Genomic DNA, 26,885 nt, shown 5'->3' with positions numbered 1-26,885 from the left:
AGCTGTGGCGGGGCCTCACGGCTCTGCCTGTCATCTTGCATCACGAGAAGCGCGGCGAAATTCCGCCACTATCTGCGGGTTCAGCGCATTTCAGGAAGAAAAGCGCTGTAGGGCGGCTTCGCACGGGGTGCGATAGATATCGGGCGCGCCGCTTACACCCAACGCGGAAACCGCCTGCCGCAATGTCGGCAGGGCTTTGCTGTCGCCCTGTTCCAGCCGTGCTGTGGCAACCCGGCATTGGGCGGTGGCGATGGCAAAATGGCCGGCAGGCAGGGCGTTTCGCAAACCGCCCAGCGCCCGCGCTGCTGCGGCCTCTGCCTCACGCCAGCGATGCTGTGCCAGCCGCATTTCCGATCGCGTGAGCGCGGGAAACATACGCCGCGGATGACCCGCCGGCAGATTGCTGGCAAACACCCGTTCTGCAATCGCGAGATACTTTTCCGCTTCGTTATATTTATGTGCCCGAACCAGAGCGGTCGCCAGGTTTTGAGCGACTTCGCCGGTGGCCAATGCATCCGCTCCGTCCTTACGAACGCGCAAGGCGTAGATCGCACGCAGTTCGCGCGTTGCGCTGGCCAGATCGCCCGCCGCTTGCAATGCCATTGCGAGGTTGTTGCGGTGGGACAGAACCGCCGGTGTATCGGACCCATAGGCGGCAATCGCGATGTCGCGTGCGCGCCGGTGCCACCGGGCCGCGTCTTCCGGCTGGCCGCGATGCTGCGCGATCCGCCCCAGATCGGACAACGGCAAAGTGAGGCGCGGATGGTCTGGGCCATATCGCTTTTCCGCCAGATTGAGCACGAACCGCACTTGCCGCTCGGCTTCGTCCAGTTGTCCCAACCCATCCAGCGCGCGGCCAATGCCCGATCCCGCTTCGATCCGCGCGTCATCGATATCGAGTGTTTCCGCCAGTGCGGCGGCACGGCGGAACAGCGGCAGTTGTGCCTGCCAGTCCCCCTCTTTCGACCAGGCTGCCAGTAACAGGGTGTCGAGCGAAGCCTCGTCGCTGGCTCCGGCGCGATCGACGATTTCAAGCGCACGTACCATGTCTGCATTGCCTGGCACCGTTGCCCCGCGCTCAATCGCCAGCCGCGCACGATAGGCGAGCGCAGCGGCATATTTGCTACTTTGCGTCCCATCAGCCTGTCGCGCAAACGCCTCCGCATCCGCAGCCAGTGCGGCGGCCCGGCCATCCTGTCCGGCGCGCTGATGTAACCGTGCTGCCCATCCGCTGAGCCGTCCCAACAGGGCCGGGTCGTCCGCCAGCCGTTTCCTGGCATCGGCCAGCGCTTCATCGATGATTGTAATACTGTTCGATGAAACCGGCCCGGTTGCATCGAGTTCGAGCGGATCGGCACGGCGGAACAGGTCAAGCAAGGCCTGTCGCCCGCGTTCCGCGCGATCGGCGGCAAGCTCGGCAGTCTGCCGCGCGCGATCTATGCGCCAGGCGCCGACTGTCGCCGTGGCACCCCACCCGGCCAGCGCGACAAGGACGAGAACCGCCAGTGCGCTCGCCAATCGATTCTGCCGCATGATCCGCTTCAGTGCCCGCGGTGTGTTGTCGGGCAGCGCCTCGGTTGCCTGACCCTGCAGCAAACGTCGCAAATCGGTGGCCAGCGCGGCTGCCGAACGATAGCGGCTGCTGGGATCGGGGGCGGTCGCACGCGCGATGATTGCGGCAAGTTCGGGGCCAGCCCGCTCTCCCGCCGTGATCTCCTCCAATATCTTGCCCAGCTGAAAGATGTCGCTCGCGGTCGTCAGTCGCTGTCCTTCATATTGCTCAGGCGAAGCGCTGGCCGGGGTGAGGGCGACGACTTCATCTGCCGCACCGTCTTCCCCCAGCAATTGCGCGATCCCGAAATCGAGCAGCCGGACCATCCCATCGCTTTGCAGGATCAGGTGATCGGGTTTGATATCACCATGCAACACACCGCGTTCATGCGCGGCCTGCAGCGCATCGGCGCATTGCGCGACGAGGTCGAGCCGTGCCGACAACGGCAGTGCCTGTTCACGTGCATAATCGGTGATCGGCTGTCCTTCGACCTGCTCCATCACCAGCCACGGCGATCCGGTCGCGGTTTCGCCACCATCGATGATCCGCACGAGCGCCGGATGGTTGAGGCTTGCCAGCGTGCGGCGTTCGCGCATGAACAACGCCTTGGCATCGGACCCGAAATGGCCGCTACGCAATATCTTCAGCGCGGCATCTTGCTGATAGCGACCATCGTCGCGGACCACTGCATAAACCTCGGAAAGCCCGCCCGATCCCAGATGCCGCATGACGCGCCACGGCCCATAGCGACGGCCGATCCGTGGGTCGTCGCCCGGCGCCTGGGCAATATCGGGAATGGCCGTTCCCAACACGCAATCCCGTTCGAATTGCAAGTTTGCGAACAGTTTTCGACTGCGCCGTTCAGCCGAGATCAGCCGGTGGGTGCGGTGCGCCAGTTCGGGAGCATCGGCAAAATGACGGTCAACCCATGCCGCACGATCGCCATCGGGCAGATCAAGCACTGCCTCGAACGCGCTATCGACACGCTGCCGGGCATCCGCGCCCGGTCGAGACCCCATGTTGTGCGGCATTGCCTAAGCTATTCTCCCATCATCGAATGTCCGCGCCCCCTCCGATACGCAATCATGGCTCAAATTCGAACGCCGACCAAGTGTGTCCTGCTCCTTCCCCGTGAACGGAGCAGGGACAAAGAAGCGCGGCATAGGGTCTGGCCGATGATGAGCCGAGGCCACACAGCCGCGCTGATTCAAAACTCTCCGGCAACACCGACCCGCGCCGCCACATCCCCTTTGCCAGCAAATGAAGCGCCGACGGTTATGGCAAACGGGTTATCGCTGTCCACACGGTGAGCGAGAGATAACCCCGCGGCCTGCGCCCCGCGATAGGTCGCCAGATTGAAAGTATAGCTGGTTTTTCCCGCTTGGGACGGCATCGGCGCTGCCGTCAGCGCCAGGGCGACAGCGGTTCCACGCTGTGCCTGACGCCGGTTGCTGTCTGTGATCGCATACAGATCGTCGATCCGTGCGGTATTGGCTGAAATCCCGCCGATGCTGCTGGCGACTGCGGCCATGCTGGCGGCAATATCCGCCGTATTGGTCGCGATGGCCGTCGTGTTGGCAGCGATCCCGGCGGTGTTGGTGTCTATATTGCCCTGCAACGCTGCATCTGCGGCGGTGCGCTGGGCCGTCTCCTTGTTGAGTTGGCCCATATTGGCACTGTCGGTGCTGTTGATGCCGTCAGCAACATTGACGAGCCGCCGCTCGGCGCCCTCACTGCCGATAGAGACAGTATTGTTCTCCTCCGCCAGAGAACGATATCCTATCGCCACCGAATTGGTGGCCAGAGCAGCAGAACCGGCGCCCAAAGCAATACCATTGCTGAAGGTCGCGTTGGAGGCTCTGCCAACTGCGATGGTATCGTCAGCGCTAGCAAAGGCAGCCTGGCCGACGGCAATCGAACGATCGCCATTAGCGTCAGCTCCTGCACCGACAGCAGTTGATCTGTCCCCCGTTGCCCTGGTAAGTGCGCCGACGGCAGTTGAAGCAAGGCGGGTGGCAAGACTGTTTTCACCGCATTCGCTAGAGCTGTTCCCGGCCCCGACATTGCATTCGACAGTGCTATCGGCATGGGCCGGAGAAGCAGGAAGCAAGCATAACATGCTGCTCATCAGCGCGATGGCAAGCGTAGGCCGTGAGCATACAGACAGTTTGTATTTTACCATGAATGAAGTCCTTCAGTTACTGCGTGAAAGATGAATTGCGATCGCCGAAAGTAGTGGCGCGCCGGTGTTCAGCGCGTGAGAGGAGAGGGGGCATGCAAGGAACAACGCAGCCTGGCAGCCATTCCCGCCACCAGAGGGTGCGAAACATGGCGCGACCGAGCCAGCACAAGTCACGTCAATCACGTGGCAACATTCTGCCGCTGGACGCAAATGCCGTGCGTATCGTAACTTATGGAGAGGTGAGGGCGGGCGATCGCGGAAAGCTCATCGCCGGTCAGGGGCAGCGACCGATTGCAGTGCAGGAATGGTCCCGGGATCCACTCCAGCGTGTGACGGTATGCCGGCGTGCGCCGTTATTCCGGCTGGAATTCCTCGCTCAGATAGGCGCGCGCGCGGGCCCATTGCCGTTCAACGGTACGGACCGATCGGCCCAGCGCATCGGCGGTTTCCTGAGTGGTCAGTCCGCCAAAAAAGCGGCATTCGACCACCGGCTCCAGCTCAGGCGCATGGGCAGACAACGCCTCCAACGCTTCATCCACAGTGAGCACGGCATTCATCGGCGTTGCTTCCGCGACAAAGCAATCGTCGATATCGATATGCACCGCGCCAGCGCCGCGCTTGTCGGTCGCCTTGCGCCGGGCATGATCCACCAGAATTTGCCGCATCGCTCTGGCAGCGGTGGCGAGGTAGTGATTGCGGTCGTTAAACCGCCGCTGTTCATCTCCGGCCAGCTTCAGCCATGCCTCGTGGACGATCAGGGTCGTGTTGAGGGAGGGCGTACCGGATTGTCGCGACAACTGGCGCGACGCGATCCTGCGTAGTGCATCATATGTTTCGGCAAGCAACTCCTCCGACAGGCTGAGTTGGCCGTCCCTTGCCGGAAGCGGGTTTGCACGACTGGTCATCACCCTATGTCTATTGCGGAATTTGTATCCGTTTCAAGGAATACCTGACAGCGGCACCCCGATGTCAGAGAGCCATCATCAGGTATTCCTGTCGGGCGATGTCGTTTTGGGGCCGCTTTGGTTGCTATATCAAACCCGCGAACGACGCAGCATGATCTATATCCGGTAGCGAGTGACGCAGATTCCCGGAGACAGCCGGTTCAAAGCGTTTATTCTGCACCAGGCTCTTTTCACAGGCTCGCCACAGCCCTTGTTGCTGTCATTGCCGCACAAGCATGACCCGGCGATTTTGAGCTCTGCCTTCGTCGGTCGCATTGCTGGCGATTGGATCGCGGCTTCCCATACCGATCGCGTGCAATCGCTGACCATCTACGCCGCGCGCTATCAGGGCATCCCGTACCGCTCCGGCGCGTCGAAGGGAGAGCGCCTGATTGTTCGCCATACTGCCGGTGCTGTCGGTATGACCGACGATTTTCATCGTCAGTTGTGGCTGTGACGCCATAAGGGATGCCACGGTATCCAGTTCCGCGCTGGATTCAGGGCGTAATGTGGCGCGTCCGGTGTCGAAGAACACACCTTTTAGGTTGACCTCGCCACTACGCTCCAGCTCGGCGGCCATTGCTGAAGGATCGACCCCGACCATGCCGGCATCCATCTCGTTGGTTTGCAGGATATGGATATTGGTCCGGCCAAACCCGCTGGCTTCGCGATAGACCAGAATGGAAACGTATGCGGTGCCATCGTTATACCGCAGCTTGCCGGTAAAATAGCGCACATCCGTGCCATAGGCGATCATGCCGTTGGCCTCGCGAATATTGAGAATCCAACTTTTGGCATTGGGGACTTCGTAATCGACCTTGAAACCTCGCGCTTCCAGAGCATTACGATAGTTGCGGATCAATTCGAGGGTCGAACGGCCTTTGGGGTTGGAATACAGCAGGCGGGTCAATGCGCCTTCGAGTACCTGCGTTTCGGCATGGCGGCTCCGGTCCATGCCGATGACGCGTGGATAGTCGGTATAGTCCTGATACTCCCGGCTTTGCTCTACAGAGCCGGGGTAGGGCGAAATCAAGGCGCTTGGCCCTGAGGTGAGGTCTGCCGAAGCAGTGCTGCCGTTCGCTGATCTGCTGTTGCGCTGGCGTTGCTGAGCGGCGCAGTCGGCTTCCCCCAGAACGCACCGGGTGGCCTTGCGTGTTTCCTTTTCAGCCTTCTTGGTAACTTCGGACTGGACCGCCTGTTTTACCCTCTTGGTAATCTGGCCAAACAAACCCTGCGCCGATGCATGGCCCGGTGCCACAGCGATGATTGCCAGCGCTGTGCTTGCTGCGATGATGCGTGCGTGTTGGTTGAATATTCGAATAGCCATGCTGTCGTATCCCCTCCGTCGGCTGGAAAATCTCCGTGCATCAGGATCAACGCAGCCGGACGGCGAAGTCCGCCAATCTGGAAAGTGGGGAGGAAAATATCGGGGGAGGTTAGCTCGTTACGCGGCCAGAGAGTATATTTTGAGGCAGGCGCGTTGGCGGGTGGCGGCGAGTATCGGTACGGCCGCCGCAGGTTGATCCGGTGGCATCACTCTGGTTGTCAATGCAGTTGGGTTCAGCCGGTCAGCTATTTATCCCATCCACGGGCCAAGCATCCCCTGTTCGGGCAGAACAGCATCGCTGCTGGCGCGGGCGAGCAGGCGGTGTTTCTCATAGGGACCGGGGCAGTTCCAGCCGCCAGTCATCCGGGCGGAGAAGTCCCATTGTCCGTAATATTCCGCGTCACCGATCAGCACTTGCGGCAACGGGGCCTGCGGATCGATTGCGCCAAGCGCAGCAGCCATTAACGCTTTGCCGTATCCCTCGCCCTGATGGCCGGGCATCACCGCCACCGGGCCGACCATCAGCATTGGGTGCGCGCGCCCTTGCGGATCGGTCAGCGCCACGGGCCAGAGCTGGATCGTGCCGACAAGGAAATCGTCGTCGTCCATTGCCGCGAAGCTGAGGCCGGGCAGCCAGTCCATCCCGGTGCGGATGCGATACGCGGTGCGCGCAAAACGATCCGGCCCGAATGCCTCGTCGAGCAATTCTTCGATCAGCTGCGGATCGACAGCCTCAAGGGGAACGATAGTCGCCATATCGGCGTGCCGTTAGGGCCAGCGATGGGCCAAGTCGATGGAGAAATTCTTGGGAGAGGGCGCAGTTCGGCAATGAGGGGGCGAAAGGAGAGCCGGGTACCACGTATAACGACAGGCCCGTGGCAATTCAGCGCTGGTGTTCGCCCACCAGCTCTTCTTCCGGTTGATGAGGCTTGGTGCGGGTTGGGGTGCTGGAGTATCTCGACTTGTCGTTGGAGTAATAGCCGAAATACTCGTACGATCGTACGCGTTTATACATTTTGCGGCCCATCGCCGCTTCAAGAAGTCGAATAAATATTATTTTAATTATTAATAATGATTTTGATGTATAATATAAAGAATTAACAATAATTATTATAAAAAGAATAAATGGACTAAATATAACATACCAGATATTCTTTCTGAATATCTTTGATGCGCGGGATTTGGGCAGTGCGCGCACTGCAATAACGGGAATGGCAAGGGCTGCTACGATATATATTATTATAATATACGATATTGCGGTCGAAGAGGCGTCTGCGATTACGCCATACGATAACTGAACCACTGACCATCCCTTCGTGCCACACAAGCGTGCATCGATAACGGATGGAGAAACCCTAAACCCATCCGGCGGATATTATATCAAAAAATCAATATTCATCTATCGGCAATATTGAAACATTTCAAGCAAAATGGATATTTTATTTATACTTAACTAATTAATAGTTGGTTTCATTTGGGCGCTGTGGTGTCGGGCTTCGAAAATATCGCCCGAAGGGAGGAGGCATAATACCTCCATAGTGGGATACATTTTATCCCCCGGCTGATGATACGCTGAGTTGGGTGCGGTAAGGCATTGTCTCTGGTCGACCTGTCCAGATTATGCGGTGAGTGCCTCAATCCTTCGAACGATACAGCAACAGCACGGCAAGGAGTGTCTGGCGTTCCGCGCAGTTTACGTGCGATAGGGCCGCAGCGGGGTGGCTTGCACGCACCTTCATGGCAGCGGATTCGAACGGGTAACAACGATGACCATTACGACTTTCAACGGCTTCGGTGGCGTGACGCTGCAAGCTGAAGTCGTTGGCGATGGTCACGATCCGGCTATCCTGCTGATCCACGGGATCGGTCAGAGTCGCGTGGTATGGCGCGATGTTTCCGACGCGCTGGTCCGCGCCGGTCGCCGGGTGATCGCACTCGATCTGCGCGGACATGGCGGCAGCGGCACGCCGGGTGAAGGGCGTTTCGATTTCGATGCCCATGTTGGCGATTTGCGCGCGGTTCTGGCGCAAGTGGGAACACGGCCGGTGGTGGTGGCGGCCATGCAGGCGGGCTGGAGCGCGATGGTGGCGCTGGCGGACGATGCCGCTTCGCTCGCCGCCGCGCTGGTGCTGGTGGACATGCCCACCCGTTTTGAGGGGGAGGCGTTCGGCGGCCCGGTGTCGGCCGATCTGGCATCGCAGATAGAGACCGTCGCGCCCCGGCTGGCCTTGCCCACTCTGTTCGTGCGCGGCGCATTGAGTCCCCATGACAGCTCGGGCGATGCCGAACAGTTCGTCCGGGCATTGCCCGATTGCGAAATGGTGGAAGTGGGCGAAGTTGATCGATTGCTGGCCACGGATCAGACCGATGATTTCAACGGCTTGCTGGTCGATTTTCTCGAACGAAAGCAACCGCGCGGCCCGTCGGAATTTCGCGCTGGTTCGGATGCGCGGACTTTGCGCGATGCGCTGGGGTGTTTCGCCACGGGGATCACGGTTGTCACAGCGATGTCGCCCGATGGCACGCCGATCGGGTTGACCGCCAACAGCTTCACCTCCGTCTCACTCGACCCGCCTCTGCTGCTCGTCTGTATCGCGAACACCGCCAGCAGCGGGCCGATCTTGCAGCAGGCAGAACACTTCGCGGTCAATGTCCTGCAAATCGGACAGCAGCCGGTGTCCAACCGCTTTGCCGGTAAGGGCGAGGATCGCTTTGCTGCATCGGACTGGAGCGAAGGCGAAAACGGTGCCCCGGTACTGGCCGGATCGCTCAGCGCGTTCGAATGTCGCCGCCATGCGGTTCACGAAGGCGGCGATCACTTCATTCTGGTGGGCGAAGTTAAGCGGGCGCAATTCGATGCACGGCGCGATCCCCTGCTCTATTTTCGCGGGAAATATCGTCGGTTGCATTTTGCCTGACGGGCATAGCCTGAGTGGCTAACAAGTTGCGATCCCTATACCGATCCCGGTGGACCTGCTGGCGAAAATCGCGCTACGGTTGGCCACGATAAAGCGATAGAGAGAGCAGCCTGACGATGATTTGCCCCGCACCGCCCGCCATGATCCGGCGATAGCGCGATGTATCAGCTCCTCAGCGGCCTTACCGTGATCGAAGCCGCCAGCTTCATCGCGTCGCCCAGCGCCGGTCTCTATTGCGCGCAGATGGGCGCCGATGTGATCCGGGTGGACCAGATTGGCGGCGGGCCGGATTTTCATCGCTGGCCGGTGACCGATGGCGGGGATTCGCTGTATTGGGAAAATCTCAACCGGGCGAAACGGTCGGTTGCTTTGGATCTCGGTAACGAGGAAGGTCGCGCGATCCTGCAGGAACTGGTGCGCGCGACAGGCCAGTTCATCACGAACTTTCCCACTGACGGATTCCTGTCTCACGAACGACTGGCGCAGGCGCGGCCCGATCTGGTGACAGTGCGGGTAATGGGCTGGGCCGACGGTTCGCCTGCGCTCGATTATACAGTCAACAACGCAGTCGGCTATCCGATGATGACGGGGCCGGGGCCGGAACCGGTCAACCATGTCCTGCCTGCGTGGGATTTGCTGTCCGGCGCATATGCGGCGTTCGCGTTGCTCGCGGCGATGCGGCGGCGCGAACAGACCGGGCAGGGCGGCGAAGTGCGTATTCCGCTGTCCGATGTGGCGATCGGAACAGCGGCCAATCTCGGCGGTATCGCAGAGGTGCTGTATAACGGGGCCAACCGCGAACGGCTCGGCAATACGGTGTACGGTTTGTTCGGGCGCGATTTCGTGACAGCCGACGGGGTGCGGACGATGATCGTGGTTGTAACCCCGCGCCAGTGGCGCAACCTGCTGGATGTGCTGAACCTTGCGACAGAGGTCGCGCGGATCGAACAGGCGCGGGGCACCTCTTTCGCGACCGACGATGGCGCGCGATTCACCCATCGCGATGCACTGTATCCACTGTTCGAACGGACCATTGCGATGCGCGATCATGCCGATCTGGCGGCCGCATTCGATGCGAACGGGATCGTCCATTCCCCCTATCGCACGATGCTGGATGCGGCGAACGATCCGCGTCTGGTGGCGGACAATCCAATCTTCTCTGCCTTTGCGGCCAATCCATCGGACGTTGCGTATCCGGCAGCGGGCGCATTCGCGACGGTTCCCGACGCAGAACGGCAACCCGCTCAGGCCGCCCCGCGCAACGGCGAACATACCGAACAGGTGCTGGCCGAAGTGCTCGGCCTGTCGAGCGGAGCAATTGGCGATCTGATCGATCGGGGTATTGCGGCGAGTTCCGGGGGGTGACGACGATGAACGAGTGGATTGACCTGTCCGATACGGCGGCACTGGCGGCACACAGTTATGTCGGCGCAGTGCGGGCGAAGATCGCAGCGGTGGTGGCCCCGGCGGGCAAAGTCGATCCGGCGCTGGCTGACCGCCACCAGCATATCCTCCACGGCTTCGCGTGGATCGCGACCACGGCGGAGGCGCTGGCGGCTGTCTCCGCATGGGCGCAGCGATGTGGCAAGGCGGGCCAGTTTGGCGCAGTGGAAGAACTGGCGCTGCGCGTCGGTTTCGGGGAATACTGCGCGCAACTGATCGGCGGCGTTCCGATGAGCCAGAGCGAATTCGCCCGCCCCGCCGCGCTGGGCGTGGCCGATGATGCGGCCCGGTTCGCGGCCAGTCCCGCTGTCGCGCGCTTTATTGCCGATGGTAATACGCCCGATACGCGGGCGGCGCTTGCGGTTCTGTTGGCCGATGGTGCCGTTCCCGACGAAGGTCTGGGTGACGACACGATGGACATGATCCGCTCTCAGTTCCGCAGTTTCGCGCGCGAACGGATCGCGCCTCACGCGCACAAATGGCATCTGGCGGACACCCTGATCCCGATAGAGGTGGTGCAGGAAATGGCCGACCTCGGTGTGTTCGGGGTCTGCATTGCGGAACAATACGGCGGCCTTGGCCTCGGCAAGCTGGCGATGTGCCTCGTTTCGGAAGAGCTGTCGCGCGGATGGATCTGTGCCGGTTCTCTCGGCACCCGGTCGGAAATCGCCGGGGAACTGATCGGCGCGGGGGGCACGCAGGCGCAAAAGGCGCACTGGCTGCCCAGGCTGGCGAGCGGTGAAATTCTGCCCACGGCGGTTTTCACAGAGCCGGACACCGGCTCCGACCTGGCCTCCGTCAGCACCCGCGCAACGCGTCAGGCCGACGGTGGCTGGCGGATCGACGGGGCGAAGAACTGGATTACTCACGCCGCGCGCGCCGATCTGATGACCGTGCTGTGCCGCACCGATCCCGATACGCCGGGATATGGCGGCCTGTCGATGTTGCTCGCCGCGAAGACCCGTGGAACCGATGATGTTCCGTTCCCCGATGATGGCATCGACGGCTCCGAAATCGAAGTGCTCGGCTATCGCGGGATGAAGGAATACGCGATCGGCTTCGATGGCTTTGCGGTGGCGAAAGAGGGGCTGCTCGGCGGTGAGGAGGGGCAGGGCTTCAAGCAGTTGATGCGAACATTCGAAGGGGCGCGCATCCAGACTGCGGCTCGCGCCATCGGGGTGGCGTGGAATGCCTATGACCTAGCCCTCAGCTACGCAATGGAGCGGCGCCAGTTCGCGAAGCCGCTGATCGCTTTCCCCCGCGTGGCGGACAAGCTGGCGCTGATGGTGGCGGAACTGCTGCTCGCCCGCGAACTAAGCTACGCCGCCGCCCGTTCAAAGGATCAGGGCAAGCGCTGCGATATCGAAGCGGGAATGGCCAAGCTGCTGGCGGCCCGCGTCGCGTGGAGCAATGCCGATCAGGCGGTGCAGATTCATGGCGGCAATGGCTATGCGCTGGAATACGAAGTCAGCCGGGTGCTGTGCGATGCGCGCATTCTCAACATTTTCGAAGGGGCCGGAGAGATTCAGGCGCATGTCGTGGGGCGCGGTTTGATCGGGCGACAGAACTGAAGTGATTTGCGTTTAAGCTGCGGCTTCGCGCGCACCCCGGGGCATTCCGCACGCGATTTCATGTCGTTCGTCGATTTCCTGACAATTTTTCATGGGCTTGCGCCGGGTGGCTGTTGACTGGCTAAGCACCTCTATTGACGCGATAAGTCATGCAATGGGCAAAGCAGGACCGACAAATCTCTAACCCCGAAATTCAACGGTTTACGTCAATCAGGTGTTTGAAAACGGCTAATTTCTCGTCCGCGGCGCCTCTCTTGACGGCGGGGAAGGGGGCGATAACCAGAACACTGACTTACCCGTTGGGACACGCCCGCCGTCGCTGGTTGGCGGGAAGCGTGTTCGATCGGGGAGGGGGCATGGTCGGCACCACGATTGTCGCCGGGCGGCTGCCCCTTCGCCCGCGACACCGAATCGTATCATGGTGCATCCCGGCGAGGCGGTCTTCCCCTTAGGCTCAGGACTCATTACTGGCACCGTTGAGGCGTCCAAATGGCGAACATATCGGGCCAAACTGCCCGCCGGGAAGGCTATATGCCTTTCCAAGGGCGGTTTGGGTTGAGGTGGAAGCCATTTGAACGTCCCGCAGGGATTTGACCAAAATGGCCCATCGCCGGGCCAAAAGGTCTTGAAATATTGATATATTCCTGCGCCCTTTCTCCTTACGCTGAGCCATTTTGCCTCAAACCTCAACGGTGCCAGTAATGAGTCCTGAGCCTAGCCTCGCCGGGTAGCTCCACCGGACATTTTCCCTGTTATCAGAGCAGTGCGGGATCGACGTTGTCGAAATCGCTCGCCGCATGGCGTTCGCGCAGGGCATCGCGGTTGACGGTGCGCCCCCGTCGGACCGCCGGTCGCGCATCGACTTCCGCCACCCACCGGCCGAGGTTCTCGTATTCATCGACCGAAAGGAATGTGGCGGCATCGTTGTATGCCTCGCCATGCACCAGCACGCCCAGCCAGGGATAGGCGGCAATGTCGGCAATCGAATAATCGTTTCCACCCAGATAACGGGTTTCCCCGAGCCGTTGATCCGCGACCGACAGGATACGCTTGGTTTCCATTGCGTAGCGGTTGATCGGATATTCGTATTTCTCCGGCGCGTAGGCATAGAAATGGCCAAATCCGCCGCCGATGAACGGTGCGGTTCCCACCTGCCACATTAGCCAGCTGAGTACTTCGGCGCGGGCCGGGTTTTCGCTTGGGATCAGGAAATCGAACTTTTCCGCCAGATGCAACAGGATCGCTCCGCTTTCGAACACGCGGAACGGGGTGGGGCCGCTGCGGTCTTCCAATGCGGGGATCTTGCCATTGGGGTTGAGCGCGGTGAACCCGGAACCGAACTGATCCTGATTCATGATGTCGATCATCCACGCATCGTATTCCGCATCCGAATGACCGGCGGCGAGCAGTTCTTCGAACATGATCGTCGCCTTCTGACCATTGGGCGTGCCGAGCGAGTAGAGCTGGAACGGGTGTTCCCCCACAGGCAGTTCCTTGTCGAACCGTGCGCCTGCGGTCGGGCGGTTGATCCCGCCGAAGCGACCGTCGTTTTCGGCATCGTGGGTCCAGACTATGGGCGGGGTATAAGTGGGATCGGCCATCGCGGGTCTCCATTTTTCGTTTTCTGCCAGAGAGGTGGGGCGATAGTGAGGAACCGCAAGGTGATGCCCGCCGTTTCCTGCTTCGCGATGACGAAGCTGATCTATGTGGACGATGATCTGCCGGGCATATCCCGGAAACGGTGCGGCACCGGCTGGGCATATTACGATCCCGAAGGTCGGTTGATCCGCGATAAGGAGGAAAAGCGTCGGCTCAATGCCGTCGCGCTGCCCCCGGCCTATCGCGATGCGTGGTTCTGCCCCGCGCCCAACGGGCACATTCTGGCGACCGGGATCGATGCGCGGGGTCGCAAGCAATATCGCTACCACCCCGAATTTCGTACCGCGCGTGAGAGCGACAAATTCGACGGCTGTGTCACGTTCGGCAATCTGCTTCCCCTTGTCCGCAAGCGGGTGGAGGAAGACCTGGCGTCCCGCCACCTGACCCGCGAACGTGCCGTGGCGAGCGTCGTCCGGTTGCTCGATCTGGGGGCGGTTCGAGTGGGGAACGACAGCTATGCTCGCCGGAACAAGTCTTTCGGCGCAACAACCCTGCGCCGCCGCCATGCCGAGCTGACGGGTAAGACGCTGAAGCTGCGGTACAAAGGTAAAGGAGGGAAGAAGCGCGAAGTCGTTCTGTCGGATGCCAGCCTGGCCAAAGTGGTGCGGGCGATGGAAGACCTGCCGGGCCAGCGATTGTTCCAGTATCTCGATGAGGACGGGGATCATCACGCTGTTTCGTCGAGCGACGTCAATGCCTACCTCTCTGAAACGATGGGGGAACATTTTACGGCCAAGAATTTCCGCACATGGCACGCGAGTGCGATGGCATTGGCCGAACTGGCTGCTGCAGAAGATACTTTGACCATGAAGGAATTGCTTGGTATCGTTTCCGAGCATCTTGGCAATACCCCCGCTGTGGTGCGGCGCAGTTATGTTCATCCCGGCGTTATCGCGCTGATCGAACGACAGGAGGAATGGCGACGGTCACTGGACATGCCAAGAGCGACTAAATGGCTTTCGCGGGAAGAACGGGCGCTGCTTTCCTTGCTCGAAACCGGGCCAGGTGCGGCTGAACTGTTGTCGGCCGCGTGATTGCTTGCAGTCAGTATCCGAAAGGGATACTGATCGTTTATGCATGAAGCAGGTCGAAAAATCCGCGCATGGCGGGAATGCCACGATCCTCCGTTAACGGCGGAGGAATTCGGGCGTATCTATGGCGACCCGCAACCCTGGCCCAGTCGCACCGTGTATGGCTGGGAAACCAAGGGAAAAATCCCCCGCGCCGCAGTTCAGCGCAAGCTGGCGGAACTGGGAATTGCCGATCCTGCAGACTGGCTGCAATTGTTTCAACATCCCGCGCATTCGCCGGAGAATATCCCCGACATGACCGATCAGACTCATCCGTTTTTCGCGCTGCACACACATGGGTTGGTGCGAATTGCCGCATCCACGCCCAAAGTGCGGACGGCGGACGTTACCTTCAATCGCGACGCCATTCTGGAAGAGGCGCGGCGGGCGCACGATGCCCATGTCGATCTGGTGGTCTATCCCGAAATGTGCCTGTCGTCCTACGCGCTGGACGATCTGCACTTGCAGACAGCGCTGCACGAGGCGGTCGAGGCCGCTCTGGCGGAGATTGTAAAGGCCAGTGCCGACTTGCAGCCTTTGCTATTGATCGGTGCGCCGCTGCGGCACAACGGACGTATCTATAACTGCGCGCTGGCGATTCATCGCGGGCGTATTCTGGGCGCGGTGCCGAAGAGTTACCTGCCGAACTATCGCGAATTCTATGAAAAGCGCTGGTTCGCGAACGGGCGCTCGATCGTCGGGCTGGAAACGCAGATCAACGGCCAGACGGTGCCGTTTGGGACCGATCTGATCTTCGCTGCCAACGATATTCCCGGTTTCCGGGTGGCAGTGGAGATTTGCGAAGATTTCTGGGCACCGATCCCGCCATCGACTTATGCCGCTCTGGCCGGGGCGACGGTGCTGGCGAACCTGTCCGCCTCCAACATCACAATCGGTAAATCCGACGAACGCCATATGTTGTGCAGCGCACACGCCAGCCGCGCCGTGGCCGCCTATGTCTATTCCGCTGCCGGCCACGGGGAAAGCACCACCGATATGGCGTGGGACGGGCAGGGGATGATTTACGAACTGGGCGAGCTGATGGCCGAAAGCGAGCGCTTCAGCCTCGAAGCCGAACTGTGTATCGCCGATGTCGATTGCGCGCGCATTCTGTCCGAACGGATGCGGATGCAGACCTTCAACGACGCGGCGGAGCAGCATGGGCGACCAGAGGATCGCTTTCGTACAATCACGTTCGACCATCCGGTACAACAGCATGACATTGGCCTGATCCGCCCCGTGCGGCGGTTCCCGTTCGTGCCGAACAGGGCCGATATGCTCGACGCCGATTGTTTCGAGGCATTCAATATTCAGGTCGATGGGATCATGCGACGGATCGAAGCGACCAGCCCCAAATCGCTGGTGATCGGCATTTCCGGCGGGCTCGATTCGACCCATGCGCTGGTCGTAGCGGCGAAGGCGTGCGACAGGCTGGGTCTGCCGCGCACGACGATACGGGGCTATACCATGCCCGGCTTTGCCACCTCCGACGGGACGAAGACCAACGCCTGGCGGCTGATGGAATCGATGGGAATTACAGCGGCAGAGATCGACATTCGCCCGGCTGCGACGCGGATGCTGGAAGATATCGGCCACCCGTTTTCCGATGGTCATCCCGTGTACGATACCACGTTCGAGAACGTGCAGGCAGGTTTGCGGACTGACTATCTGTTCCGGCTGGCGGGGCAGCACGGGGGCTGGGTAATCGGCACCGGCGATCTGAGCGAGCTGGCGCTGGGCTGGTGCACTTATGGCGTGGGCGACCAGATGAGCCATTACGGTGTCAACGCAGGTGTGCCCAAGACCTTGATCCAGTATCTGATCCGCTGGACGGTGCGAACCGAACAGTTCGATGCCGATTGCCATGCCGTGCTGGAGGATATCGTCTCGACAGAGATCAGCCCCGAACTCGTGCCGCCCGGCGCGGACGGCGCGATTCAGAGCACTGAAAGCATCATTGGCCCATACGAACTGAACGACTTCTTCCTGCATCATGTCATCCGCTGGGGTCAGAAGCCGAGCAAGGTGGCGTTTCTTGCTTATCACGCATGGCGCGATGCCGCGCGCGGGCAGTGGCCGCTCGCATTCCCGGATGAAGCCAAACACTCTTACGATCTGCCCACGATCCGGCATTGGCTTGAGAGCTTCCTGCGCCGGTTCTTCGGCTTCAGCCAGTTCAAGCGCAGCGCCTTGCCCAACGGGCCCAAAGTAAGCGCGGGCGGCGCGCTCAGTCCGCGTGGCGACTGGCGCGCACCGAGTGACTCTGTGGCCGATGTCTGGCTCGACGAATTACGTAGGAATGTGCCCGATGAGTGAACATAAGGGGATTGGTCTGGGCACAGTCGCGGTACTGGTGCTGTGTAACGTGGTCTGGGCGCTCAATGTCGTCGTCAGCAAGATCGCGGTGGGCGATCTGGGTATGCCGCCGCTGGCCTATGCATTCGGGCGTTCGCTGCTGGTGACGCTGTTTTTGCTGCCTCTGTTGCGGCCCGTGCCCAGGCAACTGTGGAAAGTGCTGGCCATCGGCATTGCCATCAGTGGCGGTTCGTTTGCCTTGCTGTCGGTCGGGCTGCGCGATGCCAGCCCGTCGGCATCGGGGATCGTCAGCCTGTCGGGCGCACCGCTGACGGTGCTGTTTGCGATCCTGTTTCTGGGCGAGCGGGTGCGGTGGAAGCGCGCGCTGGGTATCGCGCTGACATTCCTGGGCGTGATCGTGGCAGTATCATCGCCAGCCGGTGTGGAAAGCGCCGACGGGCTGTGGCTGGTGTTCCTGTCGGCGGTGGTTGGCGCGCTGGGCGCTGTGTTCATTAAACCGCTGGAGATCAGCTCAATCCGGTTGCAGGTATGGGCGGGGCTTGGTTCCACTGTTCTGCTGGCGCCGTTGTCACTGGCGACCGAGAGCAACCAGTGGGCACCGATCGCGGCCCATCCGGCAGAGCTTATCGGATGCCTGCTGTTCGCATCGTTGCTGGTGTCGGTGGGCGCACATACCGCTTACTACCAGATGTTGCAGCGGCATGAGACGAACGAGGTCGTCCCGCTGACTCTGCTGACGCCGCTGTTCACCATTGCGCTGGGTGCATGGCTGACGGGCGATCCCATCGGTGCACGTCTGCTGATCGGTGCGGGCATCGCGATTACTGGCGTGTCGGTGATCGTGCTGCGGCCGAGCACTACTTTCGCCAAACGCTATCTGGTGCGGAGCCGGTTGTAAGGGATCCTGCCGCCCTCTCTCTGTTACCGACGGGGGGAGGGGGCAGCAGTGCTTGCTCAGATCGTACTGACCCAGCCGTGCGGATCGGGCACTGTGCCACGCTGAATGCCTACCAGCGTTTCGCGCAGCTTCTGCGTGAGCTGGCCGGGGCCACCGCTGCCGATGGTGAAGGCACCATCTGGCCCTTCGACTTTGCCTACCGGAGTGACGACGGCGGCGGTGCCGCAGGCCATCGTTTCCACCAGCTTGCCGCTTTCGGCATCGGCGCGCCACTGATCGATCGAGTAGCGTTCTTCGCGGATTGTCAGACCCTGTTCTTTCAGTAATTGAATCAGGCTGTTGCGAGTGATGCCGGGCAGGATCGTGCCAGTCAGCGGCGGGGTGATGACAGTGCCATCGTCCATCACGAAGAACAGGTTCATTCCGCCCAGTTCTTCGATCCATTTCCGCTCCACCGCATCGAGGAACACGACCTGATCGTGGCCCTTGGCGATGGCCTCTGCCTGCGGCACCAGACTGGCGGCATAGTTACCTCCGGTCTTGGCCGCGCCTGTGCCGCCCGGTGCCGCGCGGACATAATCGCGGCTGACCCAGATGCTGACCGCCGGAACGCCCGATTTAAAGTAATTGCCCGCCGGGCTGGCGATCACGAGATACTTGTATTTCTTTGCCGGACGCACACCCAGAAACGCTTCCGATGCGAACATGAAGGGGCGCAGATAGAGCGACCCGCCCTCAACGGTGGGAAACCAGTCGGCATCCTTGCGGACAAGCTCGCGTACCGACTCGACGAACACATCTTCCGGCAAATGCGGCATCGCCATCCGGTCCGCCGAAGCGTTGAACCGTTGTGCGTTCGCCTCTGGCCGGAACAGGCCGAGGTTGCCATCGGGATGCTGATACGCCTTCAGCCCTTCGAAGATTTCCTGAGCATAATGCAGCACACTGGTCGCCGGATCGAGCGCGATGGGTTCGCGCGGGCCGATCACTGCGTTGTGCCAGCCGCGCCCTTCTTCATAGTCGATCGAGACCATGTGATCGGTGAAGACAGTGCCGAACCCCGGATCGGCGATAGCCTGTTCACGAAGGTTGGCAGGCGTGGGCGAAGGATGAGGGCGCTGCGTGAATTCCATAAATTGCGCCTAGTGCCACCGGCGATTCAGGGCAAGAGGAGACGAAGTTTGCCCGCTTCAAGTCTGAATGGGCACAGATGCACCTAAAATGGGGATGTAGGAAAGCCGATAAATGAGAAGGGCAGCTCCGCCCGTCGGGAACTGCCCTTCGCATGGTCAGCGGCCAGTGAAGCCGCTCACGAAGCCTCTATCGGCGAAATGAAGACTACCGATAGTGCTCCGCGCGGGTCGTCACCGACCTCCCTGCTGAACCATGAGACATCGGATCACCTCCTTTCGCGCTAGAAAGCCAAACCCTTCGCGTTTCACCGCCGGGTAGAGAACTGCGTTCACCGTCAGTCTCTGGTTGGCAATGTGAGTCGAAATCGATCGCAACACAAGTCTTGCAATAATCTTTTTCCACGTCAGTATCGTCTGTTCCGGCATTTGATTGCGCCGGATATTTCATTTCTGCGACAAATGCTTGGCTGCGTTCAGCGGCAATCTTCGATCACCCGCGTTATTTCGGGCCAGCTCGGTATATAGAGCGGGGCCATTCCTGCGGTTTCGATGGCGAAGCGTCCCTTTGAAATGGCAATCGCATCGAGGAACGGCGATGCAGCGGGCAAGGCAGTGGCGATTGCGCCACGGCCACCGGCGTTAACCGGGCTTCCGCTGAACACACGATCGGCGGTTTCTGTACGGATGCGAACCGGCAACGATCCAGCGGCGGCTCCCGCGCGATAGATGGTGACGGTGCGAGCGCCGCGATCGCATTGCATCCACATCACAGGTGCAGCACCTTTCTCCCCGAATTGCGCGAGTCCGCCATTCGACAGCGAGCGATAGCTCCAGTCCCCCGGCGTGGCTGGCGCATCCATCCAGTTTTCGAATTTGGGTGCGGGGGCTGGCGCCGGAGTCGGCGCGGGTGCCTGTTCCACCGGTTTCGGTGCCGGTGTGGGCACGATGCGGGGCGCGCTGCAACCGGCCACAACCAGGCACGCAACGGCGATTGAAGAACGAAATGTCAGGCGGGTTGGGCGAATCATCGTCTCTCCTGGTTCCACTCTGGCGCAACGCACGCTAGGCGCTTTGGGTCCATGACGAAGAAACGCCGCCTTGACCAGTTGCTCGTGGAACGCGGGCTGGCCGAAAGCCGCACCCGTGCACAGGCGCTGGTGATGGCCGGCCTCGTATTTTCCGGGGAAACCAAGCTGGTAAAGCCGGGGCACCAGATGGCCGAGGATACCGCTCTCGATGTGCGCGGGCGCGACCACCCGTGGGTTTCGCGCGGCGGGATCAAGCTGGCCCATGCCATCGAACACTTCGCGCTCGATCCGACAGGGGCAGTGGCGATGGATATCGGTAGCTCAACCGGCGGATTCACCGATGTCCTGTTGCAAAACGGGGCGGAGCGGGTGTTCGCGGTCGATTCGGGCACCAACCAACTGGCGTGGAAACTGCGGCAGGATCCGCGCGTCACAGTGCTGGAGCAGACCAGCGCGCGAATCCTTACGCCGGAGATGATCGACGCGCCGTGCAACTGGGTCGTGTGCGATGCCAGCTTCATTGGTTTGGCCAAAGTGCTGGAGCGTCCGCTCCAGCTTGCCGCTCCGCAGTGCCGCCTCGTGGCGCTTATCAAGCCACAATTCGAAGTGGGGCGCGAGGAAGTGGGTAAGGGCGGGGTGGTGCGCGATCCGGCCTTACACCAGCGGGTGTGCGATGAAGTGCGGGTATGGATCGAAGGGCTGGGCTGGGCAGTGCAGGGCATTGTCGAAAGCCCGATCACCGGGCCCGAAGGCAATGTGGAGTTTCTCATCTCGGCACACCGTGGATGAAATGTGCGCCCTGCATGTTGCGGTGCAGTAAGGCTGCGGCCAATATCGAGTGAACGAATCACTAACCGGGAGGACACATGACCGGCATTGCATCGCGCGGACAATTGCGCGCCAGCTTCATCCGCTGGGCGTTGTTCACTGTTCCGCTCGTCATGCTGCTCGGTTTCCTTTCGGGCCGATTGTCGGGCAGCGGTGCCGACAGTATCTGGTTCCAATCGCTGGATGTGCCCGCCACTTTCCCCGATCCGATCTGGTTCGGCATCGTGTGGACCGTGCTCTATGTGCTGATGGGGCTCGCGCTGGCGGTCGTCTGCACTGCGTGGGGCGCCCGCTGGCGCGCCGCAGCGATTGCGGTGTTTGTCGTGCAACTGATCGTCAATCTGGCGTGGTCGCCGGTGTTCTTCCTGTTTCATCGGATCGATACCGCGCTGGTGGTGATCGCCGTGCTCGATGTGCTGGTGGTGCTGACGATCGTGCTGTTCTGGCGTGTGCGCCGTATCGCGGCCTTGCTCCTGCTGCCGTATCTGGCGTGGATTGCCTTTGCCACGTTGCTGAACTGGCAATTTCTCCAGCTTAACCCCGAAGGCGGGATTACCGGGCAGGGCGCCGCGCCGGTGCAGCGGATGAATATCTGACTTGCCGAGCGCGCTTGCCGGGCGCAAATAGCATCCATGCAAAGCGAAAACCCACTGATCGCCGATTTCGTGAAAATGGCCAATGCCGCCGCCGGTACGTTCGCCGGGATGACGCGTGAGGCACGCGAAGGTGCGCGCGACCGGATGAAGGAGGCGCTGGGCGGCCTCGACTTCGTGAGCCGGGAAGAGTTCGACACAGTCAAGGAAATGGCCTCCCGCGCACGGGAAGAGAACGAGAAGCTGTCCGAACGCATCGCTGCGCTGGAAGCGAAGCTGAAGGCATAAGCCGGCGCGGGCCGTGCAGCGGCGCGGCGCGTTTCCCATTGCCGGAATGCGGTCCATGTCTCGCCGATTCGCGGGCCGTTTCCGCCTGCCGGGGTGGGAGACATGGACCACATGTTACACTGTCCTGAGCGAAAAAAGTCACCTTCCGGCAAAGGGCTGGCGCAAGTCGGTTGTCAGCACGGGCGATCCGGGTTGCCATGCCGCGCAAAATGGCAAAGCGACGGCGTGTAGGACAGGCTAACCTCGTGCCTTCGTGTCTTCGTGTGAACCAGACATAACCGCAGAAATGCACGTTCAGCGGGCACCCACCTCTTCATCTTTGCGAACGCACGTTAGCAATCGATGAGGCGACGTTTCTGCCCAACGCATCGGTTGCGATGGAGGCGCAGTGCCGCCCATGGATTGCCACGTCGCTACGCTCCTCGCAATGACGAGGGGAGAGGGTGCCCTTGTCACAATTCTGCGCAAGCGCGGTGGTATTGAGCAAGCGTTTGCGGTGCCACACGAGCCCACCAACCAGAGCCACCTCGTGTCTTAGTGCCTTCGTGTGAACCAATACGGCCACCAACGACACTCACCTTGCAATTCACCCTTCGCGCTGGACGATCCCGCCAGTCACACGCCACACCGCCGCATCCGCGCCCAATGCGGCAAACGGTGCGCTCTCGGTGCCGGTGAACCACACTTGCGCGCCGGAGTCCGCCAGCCGTGCAAACAGCGCCTCGCGCCGCACGGGGTCGAGGTGTGCCGCCACTTCGTCCAGCAACAGTAAGCTGGCGCGCCCTTGTGCCGCAAGCCCGGCGTGGGCCAGCGTGATGGCGATCAGCATCGCTTTCTGTTCGCCGGTCGAGCAGCGATCGGCGGGTTGTTCCTTGCCTGCCATCCGCACGGCCAGTTCGTCACGATGCGGGCCGGTCAGCGTGCGCCCTGCGGCGCGTTCGCGCGGGCGACCGGCGCGCAGGGCATCGCGCAAGGCATCGGGCGCGGTCGGTCCACCCGGTTGATATGTCAGTTCGGGACGGGCGAAGGGCTCACTGGGCAAACGCGCCAGTTCGGCCTGCAACGTTGCGACAAGTCGTTCGCGCCCGCTGGCCAGCGCCGCGCCATGCTCCGCCATTTGTGTCTCGACGCCTTCCAGCCACGTCGGATCGGGCGCATCGTCGCCGGAAAGCAGGCGATTGCGTTCGCGCAGCGCGTTTTCATAGCGGGCGGCGTTGCGCGCATGGCTGGCATCGAGCGCCACCGTAAGCCGGTCCATATAGCGTCGCCGCGCACCGGCACTGTCGGCAAACAGCCGGTCCATCGCCGGGGTCAGCCACGAAATCGCCAGCCATTCGCCCAGCGAGACCGCGCTCGCTTCTGCGCCGTTGACCCGCACCAGCCGCCGGCCGGGGCGCGCCGCTTCGGCCAGGGTGCCCAGACGCACGGGCTCTTCCCCCTGTGCGATCAGCGAGGCACCCACGGAGAATCCGCCCGGCCCATCGCTGCCCGCCATTTCGGCCAGCGGTGCGCGGCGCAGGCCGCGGCCGGGCGCGAACAGCGATATCGCTTCCAGTACGTTGGTTTTCCCTGCGCCGTTTTCGCCCACCAGCAGATTGAACCGCGCCGTACCGTCGAGCGTGGTCGCGCGGTGGTTGCGGAAGCCGGAAAGGGAGATGCGGTCGAGCGCCATCGGGACGAGGAGCGATAGCCGGGGCGGGCGGGGCAGGCCACCCGGAAAAGTGCAATCCCAACAGTTGGTGAAAATTCCCGAACATGAGCGATAGATGAACGGCCTGTCAGCCAACGCGAAAGCAAAAACGGCGAAATTCCGCCATTTTTCAAAACTGGCACGGCCCCTGCAATCATTGTGGCATCAGCCGGACACGGTGTCCGGCATCACATTGAAAGGGAAAATATCATGCAAATCTTCAACCGCCTCAGCGACAAAGCCGCCGCCGCCATCATGTCGCTCGGTCTGACCGTTGCCGTATTCGCATTCGCTATCGTGCCGACGGTGAACCCGGTGCTGACCTCGGCGGTGCTGGTATGAGCCGCTTCGATACCGACAAGCCGATGGTCCAGCCTTCTCGCAAGGGCTTCGCGCTGGACCGGCAGCACAGCAAGGTTTTCGGAGTCTGCGGCGGGATCGCCAATTACTTCGGGATCGATCCGCTGATCGTCCGCATCGTGTTCGTTGCAGGCACGATCCTTGGCTTCGGATCGCTGCTGCTGGTCTATCTGGGGATTGCCCTGATTGCCGACTGAGGGAGCCCGCAGGCTCCCTCACAGCCGCATCACATCGCGCTGATGCCGCCGTCCAGTTTCAGTTCGGCAGCGGTCATGAAGCTGCTTTCGTCACTGGCGAGGAACAGCACCCCATCGGCGATTTCCTGCGGCGCACCCACCCGCTTGAGCGGGATCTGACGCGCCAGTTTGCCCATCACCACGTCTTTTTCGATACCTGCGTTCTTCGATATTCCGTCGAGGATGGGGGTGTCCACGAATGTCGGGTGGACCGAATTGCAGCGGATATTCCACCCCATCTTGGCGCAATAGAGCGCGACCGATTTCGACAGCATCCACACCGCGGCCTTGCTGGCGTTGTATCCGGGCATGGTGTCGCTGGCGATCAGGCCGGCGATCGAGCTGATATTGACGATCGATCCGGGCTGATGATCATTCATCAGCGGCAATGCTTTCTGACAGCCGAGGAATACCGAATCGACGTTGATCGCGAAGCCGCGCCGCCATTCTTCCAGCGTGCAGGTTTCGATATTGCCACGCACACCGACCCCGGCATTGTTGACCAGCACCGACAGCCCGCCCAGAAAATCGCGCGCTGCCTCTATCGCTGCGTCCCACTGGGCGGGGTCGGTCACATCGTGTTCGATGGCATAGGCGGTGCCCGCGCCATATTCGGCATCGATCGCAGCGGCCGTTTCCACGGCGCCAGAGCCGTTGATATCGGTGCACAGAACCCGCGCCCCTTCGCGTGCCAGCGTGTGCGCGTGTGCTGCGCCAAGCCCTTGCGCCGCGCCTGTCACCAGCGCCAGCTTGCCCGCTACCCGTCCTGCCATTTCATTCTCCCGGTTTCAGGATGCCTGCCATCAGCAGACCCATTATTCGAACGTCGATCCCAACGCCCGCTTTCCTGCGCTTTTCAACGAAACCGGGTATTTCGGCAAGGGGGATACGGTGGACAGTGATGTTCTCGCTCTCGGTCCCGCCACCGGGGCCGACCTGAGTCAGATCGCTTGCCCGTACCAGCGTGAAGCTTTCGCTGACCATGCCGGGGGAGGAATAGAATTCGCCCAGCGATTCCAGCGTGGCGGCGCGCCAGCCGGTCTCCTCCTCCAACTCGCGACCGGCAGCGGCCAGCGGGTCTTCCCCGGCGAAGCTCTCGTCATCGCCCACTAGCCCGGCGGGTAGTTCGAGGCAGGGTTTGCCCAGCGGCACGCGATACTGTTCGACCAGCAGAATATGCCCATCCTGCACCGCCAGTATTACCGCGGCGCGGATATTGTTGGGCCGCCCGACATATTCCCATTTCCCCCGCATTTTGGCGGTGATGTATTTGCCCTGCCACACGATCTGTTCGGGGGCATTACGGTCGTCCATCGTATGTCCTAGGTTTGGGGTGGGTCAGAACCTGCGGGCGGCGTGCCGCGGCCCGCCGATCAGACTTCGATCAGACGGTCGGGCAATTCATTCACATCGTCGTCTGCGCGCGGGAAATGTTCCGCCAGCACGACGCCGACATCGCGGATGCCCGCCGCCAGCCCGTGGGCCACGCGGCCCTGCTTAATTTCCGCCAGCATATCGGCCATCGCTTCGCCCCACACCTCTGCCGGGACAATCGCAGCGATCGCTTCGTCAGCGACGATTTCAGCGCGATGTTCCTGCATCGACAGGTAAATCAGGATGCCCGTGCGCCCGTGAGTGCGCCGCTCCGCGCCAACCTTGAACAGAGCCACCGCCCGTTCGCGCACCCGCGCGCTTTTCACAGGGGAGGGGACCAGCAGCATCCGCAATGGTTGCCAGAGTAATATCAGCCAGACCGCCGCGAATTTGGCGATGGCGATGATTGCCGCCAGCGTGAGCAAGGCACGCGGGGTCCATTCGTGGTTCCACCCGCCCAGCAGCCAATCGACCTTGGGCAGATAGAAATCGGGGAACATTGCCACCACCGCCAGGGCGGTGATCGCAGCCAGAATTGCCCAGCCAAGCTGAATGTCGCTATACCCGTCAGACCGGTTGGCCAGCACAGTGACGATTTCGCCCGCCGTTTCCGATTCCGCCGCAGCGACCGCCTGCGTAATCAGCTCCCGTTCGCTGTCGGTCATCGCACCCATTACCAGCCCCCCGATGCGCCGCCGCCGCCGAAGCTGCCGCCGCCGCCAGAAAATCCGCCTCCGCCACCGAAGCCGCCACCGCCGCCCCAGCCGGAATCGCTATCGAACCCGCGCGCGGCGGCCTTGCCCGCTTCCCACAGCAGGATGTCGCCCATCGTGCTGCCGGTGAGCGACCCATTGTATCGCCGCCCGCCGCGACGGCGGAACAGCGGCAGGACGAAAAATATCAGGACGAAGATCACCCAGACGATCGTGCTGGCAGGAATTCCTTCGCTGCTCTGGCGCTTGTCCGCCTCTGCGGCGATCTGTTGCGCCTGATCTGCCGGCAATTGCAATTGTTTGATTATCGCGTCGGTCCCGGCGACGATCCCGCCCGGCATATCGCCCGCCTTGAAACGGGGGAGGATATCGTTCTGGATAATCAGGCTGGAAAGCCCGTCGGTCAGCACCGGTTCCAGCTCATAACCGACTTCGATCCGCACTTTGCGTTCATTGGGCGCGACCAGCAGGATCGCCCCATCGTTGCGCTCTTTGTCGCCAAGGCCCCAATGCCGCCCCAGCTGATAGCCATAATCCGAAATCTCGTAGCCTTGCAGGCTGGGTACTGTGGCAACCACCAGTTGCCGCTGCGACTGGGCTTCGAGCGCAGCCAGCTTCTGCGTCAGCTGTGCCTCCACTTCCGGCGGCAGGATATTCGCCGCATCGACCACCCGGCCGGTGAGCGCCGGAAACTCCTGCGCCGATGCTGGCAGCGCGAACAGCGCCGCCAGCATGGCGAGTATCAGCGCAAGCGCGCGCATC

At 61.5% G+C, this 26,885-nt stretch carries 24 protein-coding genes; 11 read left to right on the top strand and 13 right to left on the bottom strand.

The genetic code is table 11. From position 1 onward, the window contains the following. Positions 1-90: 90 nt before the first annotated feature. From CV013_RS06210 to CV013_RS06190, 5 genes are all read right to left on the bottom strand, one after another. Positions 91-2,571 carry a serine/threonine-protein kinase gene (locus CV013_RS06210; RefSeq protein WP_190276515.1) on the bottom strand — a complete coding sequence of 827 codons (2,481 nt, stop codon included), beginning with the start codon at positions 2,569-2,571 and terminating at the stop codon, positions 91-93. A gap of 188 nt (positions 2,572-2,759) precedes the next feature. Then, the gene (locus tag CV013_RS06205) at positions 2,760-3,734 is read right to left on the bottom strand and encodes a YadA-like family protein (RefSeq protein ID WP_102154366.1); all 975 of its coding nucleotides are present in this window, start codon (positions 3,732-3,734) and stop codon (positions 2,760-2,762) included. Positions 3,735-4,087: 353 nt separating this feature from the next. After that, complete coding sequence (locus CV013_RS06200) at positions 4,088-4,639, bottom strand: ECF-type sigma factor (RefSeq protein WP_102154365.1); 552 nt, start codon at positions 4,637-4,639, stop codon at positions 4,088-4,090. 259 nt (positions 4,640-4,898) lie between these two features. Further along, on the bottom strand, positions 4,899-6,005 hold the full coding sequence (locus CV013_RS06195; protein ID WP_102154364.1) for an OmpA family protein: 1,107 nt from the start codon (positions 6,003-6,005) through the stop codon (positions 4,899-4,901). 249 nt (positions 6,006-6,254) lie between these two features. Then, the gene (locus tag CV013_RS06190) at positions 6,255-6,761 is read right to left on the bottom strand and encodes a GNAT family N-acetyltransferase (RefSeq protein ID WP_102154363.1); all 507 of its coding nucleotides are present in this window, start codon (positions 6,759-6,761) and stop codon (positions 6,255-6,257) included. A gap of 1,010 nt (positions 6,762-7,771) precedes the next feature. On the opposite strand from CV013_RS06190, the gene CV013_RS06185 reads away from it, so the two are divergent. The 3 genes from CV013_RS06185 (at position 7,772) to CV013_RS06175 (ending at position 11,937) form a co-directional block, all read left to right on the top strand. After that, positions 7,772-8,923: an alpha/beta fold hydrolase gene (locus CV013_RS06185; RefSeq protein WP_102154362.1), complete on the top strand. Its 1,152-nt coding sequence runs from the start codon at positions 7,772-7,774 to the stop codon at positions 8,921-8,923. 159 nt (positions 8,924-9,082) lie between these two features. After that, on the top strand, positions 9,083-10,288 hold the full coding sequence (locus CV013_RS06180) for a CoA transferase (protein ID WP_102154361.1): 1,206 nt from the start codon (positions 9,083-9,085) through the stop codon (positions 10,286-10,288). Positions 10,289-10,293: 5 nt separating this feature from the next. Beyond that, on the top strand, positions 10,294-11,937 hold the full coding sequence (locus CV013_RS06175) for an acyl-CoA dehydrogenase family protein (RefSeq protein WP_102154360.1): 1,644 nt from the start codon (positions 10,294-10,296) through the stop codon (positions 11,935-11,937). Between the two features lie 755 nt (positions 11,938-12,692). Here CV013_RS06175 and yghU read toward each other — a convergent pair. Then, the gene (gene yghU, locus CV013_RS06170) at positions 12,693-13,538 is read right to left on the bottom strand and encodes a glutathione-dependent disulfide-bond oxidoreductase (RefSeq protein WP_102154359.1); all 846 of its coding nucleotides are present in this window, start codon (positions 13,536-13,538) and stop codon (positions 12,693-12,695) included. An 87-nt stretch (positions 13,539-13,625) separates the two neighbouring features. Here yghU and CV013_RS06165 point away from each other — a divergent pair, with 87 nt between their 5' ends. From CV013_RS06165 to CV013_RS06155, 3 genes are all read left to right on the top strand, one after another. Beyond that, a complete protein-coding gene (locus tag CV013_RS06165) occupies positions 13,626-14,630 on the top strand; it encodes a DNA topoisomerase IB (RefSeq protein WP_102154575.1) in 1,005 nt (334 codons plus the stop codon). Between the two features lie 291 nt (positions 14,631-14,921). Continuing rightward, entirely contained in the window at positions 14,922-16,982 is a 2,061-nt protein-coding gene (locus CV013_RS06160) for an NAD(+) synthase (RefSeq protein WP_102154574.1), read from the top strand. Further along, positions 16,975-17,880 (top strand): DMT family transporter, encoded by a 906-nt coding sequence (locus tag CV013_RS06155; RefSeq protein WP_223805268.1) that lies wholly within the window; start codon positions 16,975-16,977, stop codon positions 17,878-17,880. Before CV013_RS06160 ends, CV013_RS06155 begins: the two co-directional genes overlap by 8 nt. Before the next feature lie 56 nt (positions 17,881-17,936). Here CV013_RS06155 and CV013_RS06150 read toward each other — a convergent pair whose 3' ends face one another. Beyond that, positions 17,937-19,013, bottom strand: a complete 1,077-nt coding sequence (locus CV013_RS06150; protein ID WP_102154358.1) for a branched-chain amino acid aminotransferase — start codon at positions 19,011-19,013, stop codon at positions 17,937-17,939. Between the two features lie 473 nt (positions 19,014-19,486). Next, positions 19,487-20,041, bottom strand: a complete 555-nt coding sequence (locus CV013_RS06140; RefSeq protein WP_102154356.1) for a hypothetical protein — start codon at positions 20,039-20,041, stop codon at positions 19,487-19,489. Between the two features lie 51 nt (positions 20,042-20,092). Here CV013_RS06140 and CV013_RS06135 point away from each other — a divergent pair, with 51 nt between their 5' ends. The 3 genes from CV013_RS06135 (at position 20,093) to CV013_RS06125 (ending at position 21,750) form a co-directional block, all read left to right on the top strand. After that, positions 20,093-20,830 carry a TlyA family RNA methyltransferase gene (locus tag CV013_RS06135; RefSeq protein WP_102154355.1) on the top strand — a complete coding sequence of 246 codons (738 nt, stop codon included), beginning with the start codon at positions 20,093-20,095 and terminating at the stop codon, positions 20,828-20,830. A 77-nt stretch (positions 20,831-20,907) separates the two neighbouring features. Then, positions 20,908-21,465, top strand: a complete 558-nt coding sequence (locus tag CV013_RS06130) for a TspO/MBR family protein (protein ID WP_102154354.1) — start codon at positions 20,908-20,910, stop codon at positions 21,463-21,465. A 36-nt stretch (positions 21,466-21,501) separates the two neighbouring features. After that, a complete protein-coding gene (locus CV013_RS06125; protein WP_102154353.1) occupies positions 21,502-21,750 on the top strand; it encodes an accessory factor UbiK family protein in 249 nt (82 codons plus the stop codon). Positions 21,751-22,336: 586 nt separating this feature from the next. On the opposite strand, the gene recF is transcribed toward CV013_RS06125, so the two are convergent. Further along, positions 22,337-23,422, bottom strand: a complete 1,086-nt coding sequence (gene recF, locus CV013_RS06120; protein ID WP_102154352.1) for a DNA replication/repair protein RecF — start codon at positions 23,420-23,422, stop codon at positions 22,337-22,339. Positions 23,423-23,650: 228 nt separating this feature from the next. Between recF and CV013_RS15940 the strand changes: the two genes are divergently transcribed. Both CV013_RS15940 and CV013_RS06115 read left to right on the top strand, forming a co-directional pair. Continuing rightward, entirely contained in the window at positions 23,651-23,782 is a 132-nt protein-coding gene (locus CV013_RS15940; protein WP_267907921.1) for a hypothetical protein, read from the top strand. Next, positions 23,779-23,997, top strand: a complete 219-nt coding sequence (locus CV013_RS06115) for a PspC domain-containing protein (RefSeq protein WP_102154351.1) — start codon at positions 23,779-23,781, stop codon at positions 23,995-23,997. The genes CV013_RS15940 and CV013_RS06115 overlap by 4 nt, the downstream gene beginning before the upstream one ends. A gap of 29 nt (positions 23,998-24,026) precedes the next feature. Here the strand turns inward: CV013_RS06115 and CV013_RS06110 are convergent, their stop codons facing one another. From CV013_RS06110 to CV013_RS06095, 4 genes are read right to left on the bottom strand one after another with little or no spacing between them, the layout of a single operon-like run. Beyond that, the gene (locus CV013_RS06110) at positions 24,027-24,809 is read right to left on the bottom strand and encodes an SDR family oxidoreductase (RefSeq protein WP_102154350.1); all 783 of its coding nucleotides are present in this window, start codon (positions 24,807-24,809) and stop codon (positions 24,027-24,029) included. Position 24,810: 1 nt separating this feature from the next. Further along, on the bottom strand, positions 24,811-25,350 hold the full coding sequence (locus tag CV013_RS06105; protein ID WP_102154349.1) for an NUDIX hydrolase: 540 nt from the start codon (positions 25,348-25,350) through the stop codon (positions 24,811-24,813). A 59-nt stretch (positions 25,351-25,409) separates the two neighbouring features. After that, a complete protein-coding gene (locus tag CV013_RS06100) occupies positions 25,410-26,084 on the bottom strand; it encodes a TPM domain-containing protein (RefSeq protein WP_102154348.1) in 675 nt (224 codons plus the stop codon). Then, on the bottom strand, positions 26,084-26,884 hold the full coding sequence (locus tag CV013_RS06095) for a TPM domain-containing protein (RefSeq protein WP_102154347.1): 801 nt from the start codon (positions 26,882-26,884) through the stop codon (positions 26,084-26,086). Before CV013_RS06095 ends, CV013_RS06100 begins: the two co-directional genes overlap by 1 nt. Between the last annotated feature and the right edge of the window lies 1 nt (position 26,885).

It is taken from the genome of Tsuneonella flava, from assembly GCF_002870965.1.
Lineage (GTDB): Bacteria > Pseudomonadota > Alphaproteobacteria > Sphingomonadales > Sphingomonadaceae > Tsuneonella > Tsuneonella flava.
Note: the sequence above shows the minus strand (reverse complement) of the source record. Positions and strands in the feature narration are given on the sequence as shown.